Origin of the sequence: Chitinophaga sp. GbtcB8 (assembly GCF_019091455.1) — a bacterium.
Classification (GTDB): Bacteria; Bacteroidota; Bacteroidia; order Chitinophagales; family Chitinophagaceae; genus Chitinophaga.
Genome location: NZ_JAGXJN010000001.1, coordinates 701,604 through 716,025 on the forward strand (window position 1 = coordinate 701,604; position 14,422 = coordinate 716,025).

Genomic DNA, 14,422 nt, shown 5'->3' on the forward strand with positions numbered 1-14,422 from the left:
GGATACATTAAAAAATAATAATATGCAAATATAATATGCAAATATGATCCCTCAAAAAACAACGCATAAAAAAGCGGCCCAGGCAAAAACCCGGGCCGTGTAGTAAAGAGTGAACACATTAGAAATCATTACTTAAAGTCAATTGGCACTGCTACTTTTACGCTAAAGGTGCGGCCCATATTAAATACTCCCATGCGGCCGGTAGCTTCATTTTCCGGCGCATATTTAAGGCGGCTTAAATGGCTCTGGTAAGCCACATCGCCAATGTTATTCACGGCAAAGTGCAGGGAGAACAGCGTTTTGCTGTTCTTATTTACAATATCTGCCCCCAGATGTGCATTCAATAAGGTATATCCCTTAGTAGATGTTTCCGTTTCATAGGCGCTGAATACGTTATTCTGATCCAGGTTCAGATCCATTTGCACGCCTGCATAGGCATTGCGCAGGCAACCGCCTACTTTTTTGAAATTGCCCCGCAGCTCACTTAACCATCGGCCTGCCGGTATATTGGGCAGGTATTTGGTAGAATCTGTACCATTGCTGGCCACTGCGCGCACATAAGAGAAAGTGTTCTCAAAATGCAGCCAGTCAATAGGATGCGGGTGAATGTCCAGCGACAGCTCTCCACCATACAGGTTGGCTGTATTTTGCTGGTACTTAAAGGCGCTGAAACCTTCGTCATTATCAACTGCCGGGATAGAGTCTGACCCGGCTGTATTCACCAGCTTGCGGGAGTAAATGAAGTTGGTGATATGATTGTAAAATACGCTGGCTCCTATGGATACGTGCTGCGTGTTGAAATCCACACCGGCATCGCCCTGGGTGCTTACTTCCGGCTTCAGGTCCGCGTTGCCATATTCATATTTAATAGTGCCTTCGTGTACGCCATTGGCCGCCAGCTCTGCAATATTGGGTGCGCGGAAACCGCGGGCTGCATTCAGTTTCAGCGTTACCTTATCACTGGCTTCATAGCTGATACCTACGCTGCCGGATACGTTAGAAAAATTACGGTCGAACTTAGCGAATTTGGTAGAACCGCCGTCTTTGGGTGCGCCGGTTGGCGCGCCTTCTTCATCCAGGTACAAAGCTTTTCCGTTCAGGGAACGGGTATCAAAGCGCAGGCCTCCGCTTAAGGTTAGCTTGTTAAAGGTTTTGCGGGTAATGGCAAAGGCGCCGAAGTCGAACAGGTCATATGCCGGTATCAGGAACTCATCACCGGAAATACGGTTATTCTGCTGCATGCCGTTTACGCCCACGGATGTTTGCCAGCCGGCCATTTCCGGGAAAAAGTATTTAAGGCTATAGTTAAATGTTTTCAGCTGCAGGTGCAGTTCCGGTTCATCAGGCGCCAGCACATTACCAAACTCACGGCGCTGGTTATACTGGTATCCCAGTGTAAGGCCCAAACGCCCGCCATTGCCCAGGTACAGGTTATTATCCCATACCAGCTTCTGGTGGTTGATCTTTTGTTTGGGCACATTCATGCTGTAAGATTTAAAATTAGTGGCCACTGCTTCCTCTTCTGTACCATTTACATTCACGGGCTGAATAAAATGCCCCTGCTCATCACGATCGCCCTCTACCAGCCCTAAGTTCTGGTTAAAAGAGGTGAAGCCTAAGCGGGAGTAACCCCATTGTTTGTTTATTCCAATACCGGCGCCGTAGTTGGTGTTATTAAAGCGGGAGTTGAATACATAATCATCATACTTGTTCTTGTAGTCATGCGCCCATTTCTGGGTGCCATATACGCTCCAGCTAAAACCGTTCTGGTTACCTGCCAGGTCTGCGTGGTAAGATACCTGCCCGTTGTTGGTAAGATAATTGGCTGCTACATTGCCTTTAATGCGGCCTTCCGGCAACAATGTGGGCGGCACAATGTTTACCACACCAGCTAACGCATCCGACCCATATGCTAAAGAGGCGGGGCCTTTTAATACTTCTATTTTGCTAACGTTATAATCGTCTATTTCAATACCATGCTCATCGCCCCACTGCTGGCCTTCCTGGCGGATGCCGTCTCCTATCACCACTACCCGGTTATAACCCAGGCCGCGGATAAAAGGTTTGGAAATAGCCGGCCCGGTAGTTACCTGGTTCACACCCGGTATTTTGGAAATAGCGTCAATGATGTTGGTAGAGATCTGCTGGTCTAAATATTCTTTGCGGATCACGCTGATGGGCGTTGGGTTCTGCTTTACAGAAGTAGCCATGTTAACGCCTGTGATCACTACTTCATTCTTTTCTATCAGCGTTTCGGCCAGCTCAAAATCATGTGTGGTGGCGCCATTAATGATCACACTGGTAGTAAAGGCGGCATAACCTATGTAATGCACTTCTACCAGGAACCTTCCTTTGGGCAGGTTCTTAATGTTGTAGTTACCCTGTGCATCGGCAGAAGCGCCTACGTGCAGGTCAGGGAAATAAATGGTGGCGCCGGGTAAGGCGGTGTGGCTGGATTTATCCACCACCTTACCGCTTAGCGTATTATCGTTGGCGTCTGTGGCAGTATGGGCAAATAAAAATCCAGGTATGATCAGGCATAATAATCCGGCAATAAGTACACGCAAAGTTTGCATAATATCTTCTGATAAAATAAAATGATAAAGGATAATGTGGACAGCTAATGGCCGTATAGCCATTGCTGTTAGTAAAGGAAAGTATTAGCAAACTTTTGCCGGGGGTGCGCGGAGGGAGGCATCTGCAAAGCGCAGCCGTACTGCTGCGGGTATATGCGGTAAGGTATACACCCAGGTTACGGCCTGTGAGGGCGCTTCGTAATGGAAAGTGATCTGCTCATAGGGCTCTACACCTATCTGCAGAAATTCACAGTGTTTATGCTGAATGGAGAATGCGTCGCCTTTATAACCATAATCATCTATGGTATCCTCATGAGGAGCAAACAGGTGAATAAACTCCCGGGGGGTAGTATGCAAAGCAAACACACCCAGGAGTATGATAGCGAAGATCTTATGTAGCCACTGTTTTCTCACCTATCTGTATAGTGAGCGACAAAGATAGGCAAAAAGGCCCTATTTGCAACTTTGTTGCACAAAGAAATGATAAGTGGTAGCGGGCCTATCTCACCTTCAGCATGGTGCGTACCTGCTGTATGGTACCATTCTGGAAGCGGGCATAATACACGCCATTAGGCAGATCCTCCCCGTCGAAAGTAACGGTGTAGTCGCCCGGCGTATGGATCTTATTTACCGGCACCTGTATCAGGCGGCCTGTGGTATCAAAGATCTGGATCATGGTATGACCGCCTTTGGTTTTGTACTTGAGATAAGTTTTATCTGCGAAAGGATTGGGATAGTTGGTGATGTAATTGATGCCGGCATTCTGGTTCACATCGTCAGTGGATGTTATAAGACCGCAGGCAATACCGCTTACAATGGGCAGGCGCTGGTAATCATCCAGGAGAATGGTTTTCAGGTCCGATTCTTTTACGCAGAACCATTGTTCCAGGATGGAGGCATATACCGAACGGAAATCGTACTGCATTGGAATATTATCCCCCACGGAAGCTGCGTCCGGAATGTTGGGCGAGTTACCCAGCACCCCCTGCAGCACATAATCGCCAAACACGATCATAGGCGCAGCAGCACCATGGTCCGTACCCATACTACCATTGGATTTGGTACGGCGGCCAAATTCGGAGAACGTCATACCTACTACGCGCTTGGATACTTTCAGCCTGGTCAGGTCATCCATAAAGGCCTTAATAGCGGCGCTCACTTTACCTAACAGCTCTGCGTGGTAGCCTTTGGAGGTATCACCTGCTTCTGTCTGGCTGGCGTGCGTATCAAAACCACCGGTGCTTACCATGTACATGCGGGTTTTTAAACCGCCGGCCACCAGGCGTGCAACGATCTTGAGCTGTGCAGCCAGGTCGTTATTAGCCGGGTAAGGGCTTTGCTGTGTAACCTTGCCTGCAGCCAGCTTAATGCTATCGGTATATTTATCGGATTGTTTTGCAATTAAGCGGATGTAGGTCAGCTCATCGCCCCAGTGTGTGTTAGGCACCGGATCAATAGGTGGATTTTCCAGCAGGTCATAAAAATCAGTGGCGCTGGTAATGGCAATGCCCATGCTGGCGGCAGTACCCTGGAATACCGGCGATACGAGGGAGCCTATCTGTATAGCCAGCGGATCCGGCGCATCTGCATTCGGGAAGCCTTCGGGGAAATTAGGATATTCAAAACCCAGGTAACGCCCGCCCCAACCGGTGTTCAGGATATCTTTGGCGCCGGAGCCGGACAGCCAGATATCTGTAGCGCGGAAGTGGGAATAATCCGGTGAGGGGTAACCTACGCTTTGCAGGATACACACCTTTCCATCATCATATAACTCCTGGATGCCGGTCATTGCCGGGTGGATACCGGTTTTTATATTGTTGGCCAGGGGCAGCACCTTGCCCTGCTGAATAGCAATGTTGCTGCGGGCTGCCTGGTATTTATCATAAATGTCCAGGGGGATCACCATGTTCAAACCGTCGTTACCGCCGGTTAGCTGGATCATTACCAGCACATGGTCATTATCCGTGGCGGCGCCTTGTAAGGCGGCTAACATAGGCGAAGTACTGAATGCTTTTACAGAAAATCCATCAATAATAGACGGCAGTACGGCGGCTGATGCTGTATGTTTGAGAAAATCTCTTCTACGCATGTTAGAGGTCTTTCAGAAGGTCAGGATAATTGGTATTCAGACAGGTCCATGATGAATTTATACATAGCCTTCAGGCGTGATTCCACCACTGTTCTTGTCGCCGCATCTCCCGGATTGCCTTTATAGGCCTGCCATGCATCGGTCCAGTAATAATCGCTGTTGGGACTTTGGCCGCTCAATAGGATAGAATTCTTCATAAAGCTGCGCAGGCTATCGGAAACGTCTACACGATACAGCAGATCCAGCGAATCCTTTACCAAGGTTACCGGATTACCGGGGTCGGACAGCTGATCAGCAAAAGCCAGTACATCTATTTTCAGGTCATGCGGCGCGCCCTGCCCCTGTACGAGGTAGTCAGACAGCATATTTCGTTTAGGCAGGGTATCTGTATTGATCCACATTTCATGGAACATAGGCTCCTGGTAGTAAGGGGCCCAACCGGCCACCAGCGGAGGATCGCCAATGTTCTGCAGCATTTTGCCGGCAAAGTCGCGGATGTAATCCCAGGCTTCGTAGGCATTCATGTAATCGGATGCAGCAGGAAATACTACGCTGAACTCACGGCACAGCCCTATGCAAAAATCGATGGGGCTTTTAATCAGGCAGGACATGTTCAACGGATCGTAGAAATGCTCGCTCTTAAATAAGGCGCTGAGCACGGGCAGTATTTCGTAGTTGTTGGTGCGGAAAATATCTGCCAGCGGGGCAATTACGTTCTGCTCTACGGCATCATCTATTTTATAGTAGATAAAGAAGCGGTATAATTTACGTACGATGAACTTGGCGCATTCCGGCTGAGAAAAAATGATGTTCAGCAGGTCATCCAGCTCTGTTTCTCCCGCAGGGCCGGTTTTACCGGTTACGGTTTTGGCGCCGTAAAAATCAGAGAACTGTTTATTGGTAAAATCGTGCTGGGTGCTATCAAAGTGGCTGGTGATGGTATTCTCATCTACCCGGTAGCCGGTGAGCACGCGCGCGGAGGCACGTACATCGTCTTCCGTATAATGGGAATCGGGCCCTTTACCGATGGTGAACAGCTCATGCAGCTCACGTGCATAGTTCTCGTCTGCCGCGGTTTTACCATTCAGGTTACCGTTCAGGTAAATGAGCATGGCGGGATCCTTGGTAATGGCTTTGGTAAGCGCTTTAAAATTACCCAGGGCGTATTGCCGCAGCGTGGTATTGTATTTATATACGTAACGTAGGTCCGTTACCGTTTGTGTTTCTGTTACGAAGTGATTATGCCAGAAGAGCACCATTTTTTCGTGTATGCTCCGTGTTTGGTTGAGCATTACGCCGGTCCACCAGGCTTTGTAGGAACGTTGCCTGTTCTGTCCCAGGGGATCATTTTCCATGCGTACATAGGCAGGAGCATTTACCCAGGTGGCGCCAGGTGCTATACCGGTAGCATCATCTCCGTAGTTGTTTACCGGCGGAGAGGGCATGGTAGCAAGCGGTGTAAGCAGCGCATCTACTGCCTGGTCCATGGAGCCAAGGCCCTTAGCCCAGCTAAGATCTGCCGGAGAAGCTCCGAACAATGCACGTTTTAACAGGTGTACTGCCTGGGCCGTATCAAAGGCGCCGGTAAATGGCGCAATACCGGAATCTGTGCGGCCAAAAGGAGCTTTCGCTGTTTTATGGCGTGTAGGGGATAAGGTTAGGAATTGTCTGCGATCCATATGTTATAGGATATGGTTAGGCGTATTGGTTTTTTACAGGAGCGACAATAATCGCAGGGCCAAATTAATGATTTTTTTAATATAGGGGATTATTTTATTTGAAAAGGGGGGAATTATTTCTACGGGATGGGGAGGAAGAGGACCAAAAAGATAACATGATTTTCAATATGAGCATATAATTATCGTTTTAATAACATACATATTCAAATACAAATCAATCAATTATGGGAATTTTGATTTGTCAGTATAAAGAAAGTTATGTAGTTTTGAGCGGAGCTTTTAAAGGCTCCCTAACTAACTCGCTTATTCGATAAATAAAAGGGAAACTGCCCCGTTTGACGACACGGCAGCTCCCTGATTATTGGATGGGCCAAAACGCAAAGCAATGAACCTACACCCAATCTTTTGTAGCTTAATACCGCTACATATTATTTTCAAACCCTCAATAGGGAATTATCAGAATTTTTTCCTGTGGACAATGAGTACTTAGTTTGTTTCCCATCCTGGTGTATTGTACATCGGGATATTCCTTTTTGTAAGCACCACTCAGCCCTGGACAGTATTGATAATGAGCATTTGCTCTTAAAAAACTGTCTTTCCTTTCATTTATTAGTCCCAACATTTTTGTTATCATTTTGACATGTTAGCTATTATGTAACATATTGATTTGTTGATCCTTACACACAAAAGTAAATAAAAAATGCTACAAACAATCAAAATGTAGCATAAAAATGTAGCATTATGTTGGGGCTAAGTATTACATTATCAATTTAATAATATGAACTCCAAACAAAACTCTCTCATTAGACAGATTATGACCATTTTAAACTGGAAAATAAAGGATATAGTAAGGGAAACCGGGATTAAAAGACAAACCTTTGAGTCTTACCTGAATGGTCTACGCGGATATAAAAAAAAAGGCAAACACATTGGCAAAGCCGTGCAGAATGCATTCTTAAAAAGAACAGGCATTGATCTCAATCAAACAATTATTAAAGGCCATATTATCATTGTAAATCCGAATAAATGGCCGGCCTATATCATCGATCAATTTAAAGCCGCAGGAGCAGAAATCCTTCAAAAAAGAAAAGTTAGACCATCTTCATCTGAGTAAGAGATATTGTCATAGGAGGTCACACATCCAACAACCTCCTATGATAATTCAGCTGTCCCAAATGATAACCCAAATGCATCGCTAAATGCGTTAAAAAATACCCCGTACTCATCTTTTCATTAAATACCACCTCCGGGTATTCCTTTTCCAGATCTTCCTCCGTCAGCTTATCCAATGAAGTACTCACCACAACAATCGTTTCTTCAACCTGTTTTATCAATACTGCTTTAGGAATATTCTTCAGCGCAAATTCCGAAGGCCGGTCGCGCACAAAGTCAGCACCGCCAAGTACTTTACCAATAAAGTGTTTGAGATTGCCTGCCAGGTGCAGGCAAAGATTGCCGGCGGAATTAGGAATATTCTTTTCTACAACCCATAGCTGCTGTTCGCTTTGGTAGGCGCTGATCTCCTGTTTCAGTTTGTCGAGATCACGCTGGAAGAGCTGTTTTAATACCTGTATCTGCATGGTGGTGGAATAAAGCACCAAATATACAATAATATTATCCGCTACTCCGAGCGCAGGCTTTTTACCGGGTTAATCCATCCGGCCTTTAGCGCCTGGAAACCGATGGTCAATAAGGTAATGCCCAGGGTAGCTGTTCCTGCAGCCAGGAATACGCCTACGCCTATATGAACATGATAAGCAAAACTTTGCAGCCACTCCCCTGCAGCCCACCAGGCCAGCGGGAAAGCAATGCAAACGGCGATCAATATTAATTGCAAAAAATCTTTGGATAACATCACGGCCACATTACCTACCGTGGCGCCCAATACTTTGCGGATGCCGATCTCTTTACGGCGGCGTTCTGCCGTAAAGGCGGCCAGCCCAAACAGGCCCAGGCAGGAAACAATAATGGTAAGCCCTGCAAAATAACCGGACAGCTGCGCTACCAGTTTTTCAGATGCATACTGTGCCTGGTAATCATTGTCCAGGAATTTATAATTGAAGGAATAACCGGGATTAAAAGTTTTATACAATTGTTGTATACCCGCCAGTGTGGCTTGTTCACGGCCTTGCTGAATGCGGGCCATTGCCAGCAGGGTTTGCTCAGGCGCTAAATTAAAAATGAATGGGTGGATCTCTTCGTGCAGTGAATTAAAATGAAAGTTCTTTGTTACGCCAATAATATGCAGCGCAGTCTTGCCCCGGTTAATGATCTTACCCACCGGGTCTGTGAGGCCCATAACTTTAACAGCTGCTTCATTTAATACCGCGGCAGCGCTATCTGTACTATAATCTTTGGAGAATGCCCGGCCGGCAGCCATCTGGATGCCCAGTGTTTCTATCAGGCCGTAGTTCACGGGCATTTCGTAAAAACGGATCTGGTTATCCAGGTTCTTTCCTTCCCAGCTGATATTGGAGGTTGGCAGGAACGATGATAGCACGATCTTTTGCTCTATGCTGGATGCATTTATCACACCCGGCAAATCTTTCAAATCAGCCAGAAAAGCTTCCTTCTTTTCCCCTACCCGTCCTTCCATCTCAAAATAAACAATGTTGTCTTTATTATATCCCAGGTTCCTGCTTTGCACAAATTGCACCTGCTTATACACCACCATTACCGCAATAATGAAAATTACAGATACCACGAATTGAAAAACTACCAGCCCTTTCCGTATCCACATGGTGTTTCCGGTATTGCTGAACTTTCCTTTAAGCGTAACAGAAGGTGCAAAACGGGAAAGGTATAAAGCCGGGTAACTGCCCGCCAGCAGGCCGGTGAACAAGGTAATGCCCAATACGGCAGCTATAAATCGTATGTCCCATTGCGGTAGCAGCTGCTTGCCCGTCATTTCACTAAAACGCGGCAACAACAGGGCAACCATTAATAATGCTATTAATAATGCAGCAATGCTCATGAACAGGGATTCTCCTAAAAACTGCAGCACCAGTGTACGCCGTGCAGCCCCGAGGGATTTCTTCACTCCAATCTCTTTCATTCTGCCGGAAGCCTTTGCCGTGGAAAGGTTCATGAAGTTAATGCAGGCAATGACCAGTATAAACAAGGCAATGATGGAAAATAACCGCAGGTATGAGATCCTCCCTCCTGCCTGTACACCATTTTCGTATTTGTCATACAGGTAGCCATCTGCATACTTTCTCATGAACATAACAGAAGAGGAATCCTTAAACTGGCTTTTGAGAAGGGCCGGCAGCTTTTCATTAAAGTGCTGCACATCCGTTCCCTTCCTTAACATTACATATGTATTAAAAGGCCCGGTAGAAGTAGGCGCCAGCGTAACGGGCATAATATCTTTCCATATATCCAGCGACAATACAAAATCAAAACGGCTGGTAGAATGTACCGGCATATCCTCAAAAACCCCGGTAACCGTACATTGGCGGCTAAGGGATGCCCATTTCCATTCCAGCGTTTTACCGATAACGTTAGTAGTGGTGTTGAATAATTTACGCGCCAGCTGCGCGGATATTACTACAGAATTTTTGTCGGTCAGCACGTTCTCTTTATTTCCCTGCAGCAGCGGATAAGAGAACATTTTGAAATAGTCTTTACCCACCAGGTTACCCGTTGCGCCTACGGTACGATCTTTCCACGAAATACTAAACTGCTGAAACCAGGCTGCGGGTGTAGTGGCAACCGCATACTCCACTTCCGGCAGCTGTTTTTGCATGATCTCCCCTACTACCCCACCGGTACCCTGGGTAGTGGTAAAAACGTCTGCATTCTTTTCATTGATCATTACCTGGAAAAGGCGCTGATCATTTTTATGAAACCGGTCTGTTTGCCATTCATCAATTACCCATAAACAGATGAGCAGCGTACAGGCCATGCCGGTAGAGAGCCCTATCAGGTTAAGCACGGTAAACTGGCGGTCTTTGAGCAGGTAACGCCAGGTAGTTTTGAGATAGTTACTGAACATCGGACTTATTTTAAGGAAAATACTACTCTGACCGCAAACTTTTCACAGGGTTCATTAACCCCGCCCGTATAGCCTGCGTACTTACGGTTATGACAGCAACTACTATTGCAAAAATGCCGGCTGCAATGAACACCCAGCCACTGATAGATACACGGTAGGCAAATTCATCCAGCCATTTGTGCATGCAATACCAGGCCAGCGGACTGGCAATACACATAGCCACCAGCACTAGCATAACAAAATCTTTTGACAGCAATGCAGTAATATTCAGCACAGAAGCGCCCAACACCTTACGGATGCCGATCTCCCGTGTACGCTGACGTGCGGCAAAAGCAGCCAGGCCAAACAATCCCAGGCAGGATATAAAAATAGAGATCCCGGTAAACCAGCTTACAATTTGTGCTGTTTGCGTTTCTGCGTGATAGTTATGCTGAAAATCCTGGTCGAGGAAAGTATATTCAAAGGGTTCATCCGGGCAAAGCGCTTTCCATTTATCTGCTAAAAAGTTCAGTGTTTTTCCCATCTGTGCAGTATTCACATGCACGATCAGGTAATTATATTCCCTGCTATTCCTGAGAAAGAAGCCGTAAGGCTGAATAGCATGGTGCAGATCCTGGAAGTGAAAATCTTTTACCACGCCTACGATTTCGTAGGTTTCAGATGCCTGCCCGTTAAGCTCCCATTTCAACTTCTGACCAATCGCTTTATCCAGCGGAATATTGAACTTGCGCAGGGTGGTTTCATTCACCACTATCTGCCCGCTGGTATCGCTCATAAACTGTTCGGAGATCATGTGCCCTTTCATCAGCTGAAAGCCCATCATCTTCATAAACTGCGGCGCTACAAAATTGGCCTGAATGGGCTGCCCTTCGTTTACGGTTTCTTCCAGCTTATGTACGCTAAAGCCCATTGGGTTAAAGATGCCCGGGTAAGACGAGGTACCTGCCGCGCCCAACACCTGGTTATTTTGCAGCAGCCCTTCACGCAGGGCCGTATATGCGTTATGCGCTTCATTAGTACGCAGCGGTATCACCACCTGCTGATCCTGCGTAAACCCTAAGGGACGGTTGCGCAGGTAAGACATTTGCTGCTGAATAATAATGGTGGCCAGCACCAGCCCAATGGAGATCACAAACTGGAATACTACCAATCCGCGGCGCAGCGCCACGGCAGACATCATATTATTAAAACGGCCTTTCAATACCTGCACCGGGTTAAACACTGCCAGGTAAAATGCCGGGTAGCTGCCTGCCAGTAAACCGGTAAGTAATGCCAGTGCTACAAAAGTACCTATGATGGCGGGTTCCATTAATTCAGACAATGCCAGTGTTTTTCCCGTAAGCTGGTTAAACAACGGCAGCGCACCTGCAACACCTATTACTGCCAGCACTAAGGCCATCATGGATAACACCATGGATTCCCCTAAGAATTGCCTTACCAGCGCAGCTTTACCCGCGCCCATCACCTTGCGCACGCCTACTTCTGCTGCACGCTTAGCAGAGCTGGCAGTGGCCAGGTTCATAAAATTGATACAGGCAATTACCAGCGTAAAAATGGCAATGCTGCCCAGGATATACAGGTAGGTTTTGCTGGTGGTATCTGTTACCACTGCCCGTACTTTATCATAAAGGTGAATGTCTGTAACCGGCAACAGGGAGATCGCTTTGGTATAACCGGCTGCCTGCAGATCTTTATTGGCATGCCGCTCCATAAAAGCGGGGAACTTACGTTCCAGCTTTTTTACATCTGTGCCCGGGCGTAAACGCAGGTAGGTAATGAACATGTTGTTGAAAGAAAAGTTCAACCGTCCGTTACGCAAAAACCCGCCTATCCAGCCGGCAGACAGCGGCACAAAAAATCGCGCATCTATGTGCGAGCGATGGCTTTCATCTTTATATACACCGGTAACCTTAAACAGCTCGCCATTACCAGTGTCACCGCCTACTGTAATGGTTTTCCCCAAAGCGGATGCATGCCCGAAAAGCTTGCGTGCTACCGGTTCTGACAGCACAATGGCATTGGGCTCCTGCAAAGCGGTAGCTGCATTACCCTCCAGGAATTTATAGGTGAACAGATCAAAAAAGGTGGAATCAACATTGTAGCCCCGGGTTTCATAAAACGACTTTACGGATTTGCCTGCTTCCCGCACCTGCAGCAGGGTTTTGGAATCTATGACATTGGCCCATAAGCGGGCCATTTGCGCTATTTCCGGAAATTCATTTTTTAAAGTGGGGCCGTATAATGCAGAAATAGTGGTAAAGGAACGTACCTCGCCGGTAGAAACGGCGCTTTCACTTTTCAGGAAATACAGATCGGCAGCGTGCTGCTGGTGCTCGTCGAACATCAGCTCACTGCGGATGTAGAGCATGAGCAGCATACAGCAGGTCATGCCAATGGCAAGGCCGAATATATTGATCGCTGAAAAAAGCTTATTCCGCTGCAGATTGCGGATAGCAATGCGGAGGTAGTTTTGTAGCATAAGTGTTTGCAGCACTAAGGTAGTGCCAAAAGCAGGAGCAATTGGAAATCAAGTTATTGAGATGGTTTAGATTACGGTGATTGTCCGTATTCGTACAAGGGTGTCCGGTTTTAGAGGAGAAAGTAGGGGCGTAGACGTAGGATAATGGAAAGAAACATAAAAAGAGGTTGTATCCTGGTAAATGCCCCATTTTACAGGCACTTCATCCGATACAACCTCTTTGCTTTATCTGGATAAAAGAAATTAATCGATCCTTTCTATAATGCCGGCTATGCCTTGTCCACCGCCAACACAGGCGGTAACCAGGCCATACTTTTTGTTCAGGCGTTTCAGATCGCTCAGGATCTGAACGGTGAGCTTAGCGCCGGTGCAACCCAACGGATGGCCTAAAGCAATGGCGCCGCCGTTGATGTTTACAATATCCGGGTTAATGCCCAGCTCGCGGATAACGGCCAGGGACTGAGAGGCAAAGGCTTCATTCAGCTCTACCAGGTCCACATCCTGCAAGGATTTCCCGGCTTGTTTCAATGCCCTGGGCACTGCAGCTACCGGCCCTATGCCCATAATGCGGGGATGTACGCCGGCGGAGGCGCAGGCTACCAGGCGGCCAATTGGTTTTAATCCCAGCTCCTTGACCATGGTTTCGCTCATCACGATCACAAAAGCAGCACCGTCAGAGGTTTGGGAGGAGTTACCGGCTGTTACCGAACCACCGGCAGCAAATACCGGCTTCAGTTTGGCCAGCGCTTCTGCGGAAGTATCTGCGCGCGGACCTTCGTCTGTATCCACAGTATAATTACGCTTCTGCTTTTTGCCTTTGGCATCCACATATACTTCTTCTACCTGTATGGGTAGTATACCTTCCTTAAAATAACCGTTCTGAATGGCGGCCAGCGCTTTCTGGTGAGAGCGCAGGGCAAAGGCATCCTGGTCTTCCCGGGATACTTTGTATTCACTGGCCACCGCTTCTGCGGTAAGGCCCATACCCAGATAATAATCCGGCGTAGTACTGGCCACATTGTAATTGGGTACTGTTTTCCAGCCAACAGTGGGCACCAGGCTCATACTTTCTGTACCACCCGCAATAATGCAATGCGCCATGCCGGACTGTATTTTGGCAGTGGCAATGGCAATGGTTTCCAGTCCGGATGCGCAGTAGCGGTTCACCGTCATACCCGGTACACTTTCGCCCAGGGCTCTAACGGAGATCATGCGCCCTATCTGCAGGCCCTGCTCTGCTTCCGGTACGGCGTTGCCTACAATCAGGTCATCTACCCGGTGCGGCTCTAACTGGGGTACGCTTTTTAATAAGGCAGTGATCACGTCCACTGCCAGGTCGTCGGGCCGGTAAAAGCGGAACCCGCCTCGTTTTGACTTACCTACGGCGGTGCGGTAACCGGCTACTATATATGCTGTTTCCATGCTTAAACTCCTTTTCCGGGAGAGGGACCCGGTTTTTTATTTTATATTAAGTTAAATAACTTTTGTGAATTTTGAGCGAAGGTCTTATTTTTGCAACCCTGTTGAAGGGAACTGCGCTGAAATAGCGTGGTTTATGACTCCGAAGCTCAGTGGGTGGGGCAGCTGACCCTTAATCAGGGG

General features: G+C 47.4%; 9 protein-coding genes and 1 tRNA gene (1 of these 10 running past the window's edge). 2 read left to right on the top strand and 8 right to left on the bottom strand.

Translation table 11 applies throughout. The features are described 5' to 3' along the window. Positions 1-128: 128 nt before the first annotated feature. The 4 genes from KVT36_RS02880 to KVT36_RS02895 all read right to left on the bottom strand — a co-directional run bounded on the left by KVT36_RS02880 (position 129) and on the right by KVT36_RS02895 (position 6,344). Complete coding sequence (locus tag KVT36_RS02880; protein WP_217601969.1) at positions 129-2,576, bottom strand: TonB-dependent receptor; 2,448 nt, start codon at positions 2,574-2,576, stop codon at positions 129-131. 84 nt (positions 2,577-2,660) lie between these two features. After that, positions 2,661-2,990, bottom strand: a complete 330-nt coding sequence (locus KVT36_RS02885; RefSeq protein ID WP_217601970.1) for a hypothetical protein — start codon at positions 2,988-2,990, stop codon at positions 2,661-2,663. Between the two features lie 85 nt (positions 2,991-3,075). Then, on the bottom strand, positions 3,076-4,665 hold the full coding sequence (locus KVT36_RS02890; protein WP_217601971.1) for a DUF1501 domain-containing protein: 1,590 nt from the start codon (positions 4,663-4,665) through the stop codon (positions 3,076-3,078). Between the two features lie 20 nt (positions 4,666-4,685). Beyond that, on the bottom strand, positions 4,686-6,344 hold the full coding sequence (locus KVT36_RS02895) for a DUF1800 family protein (RefSeq protein WP_217601972.1): 1,659 nt from the start codon (positions 6,342-6,344) through the stop codon (positions 4,686-4,688). 778 nt (positions 6,345-7,122) lie between these two features. Between KVT36_RS02895 and KVT36_RS02900 the strand changes: the two genes are divergently transcribed. Continuing rightward, complete coding sequence (locus tag KVT36_RS02900; protein ID WP_217601973.1) at positions 7,123-7,458, top strand: hypothetical protein; 336 nt, start codon at positions 7,123-7,125, stop codon at positions 7,456-7,458. Positions 7,459-7,477: 19 nt separating this feature from the next. On the opposite strand, the gene KVT36_RS02905 is transcribed toward KVT36_RS02900, so the two are convergent. The 4 genes from KVT36_RS02905 to KVT36_RS02920 form a co-directional block, all read right to left on the bottom strand. Then, on the bottom strand, positions 7,478-7,924 hold the full coding sequence (locus KVT36_RS02905; RefSeq protein WP_217601974.1) for a DinB family protein: 447 nt from the start codon (positions 7,922-7,924) through the stop codon (positions 7,478-7,480). 41 nt (positions 7,925-7,965) lie between these two features. Beyond that, the gene (locus KVT36_RS02910) at positions 7,966-10,341 is read right to left on the bottom strand and encodes an ABC transporter permease (protein WP_217601975.1); all 2,376 of its coding nucleotides are present in this window, start codon (positions 10,339-10,341) and stop codon (positions 7,966-7,968) included. Between the two features lie 22 nt (positions 10,342-10,363). Continuing rightward, the gene (locus KVT36_RS02915) at positions 10,364-12,820 is read right to left on the bottom strand and encodes an ABC transporter permease (protein WP_217601976.1); all 2,457 of its coding nucleotides are present in this window, start codon (positions 12,818-12,820) and stop codon (positions 10,364-10,366) included. A 243-nt stretch (positions 12,821-13,063) separates the two neighbouring features. Further along, on the bottom strand, positions 13,064-14,242 hold the full coding sequence (locus tag KVT36_RS02920) for an acetyl-CoA C-acyltransferase (RefSeq protein WP_217601977.1): 1,179 nt from the start codon (positions 14,240-14,242) through the stop codon (positions 13,064-13,066). Between the two features lie 135 nt (positions 14,243-14,377). Here KVT36_RS02920 and KVT36_RS02925 point away from each other — a divergent pair. Continuing rightward, a tRNA-Lys gene (locus tag KVT36_RS02925) sits at positions 14,378-14,422 on the top strand (it continues 36 nt past the right edge of the window).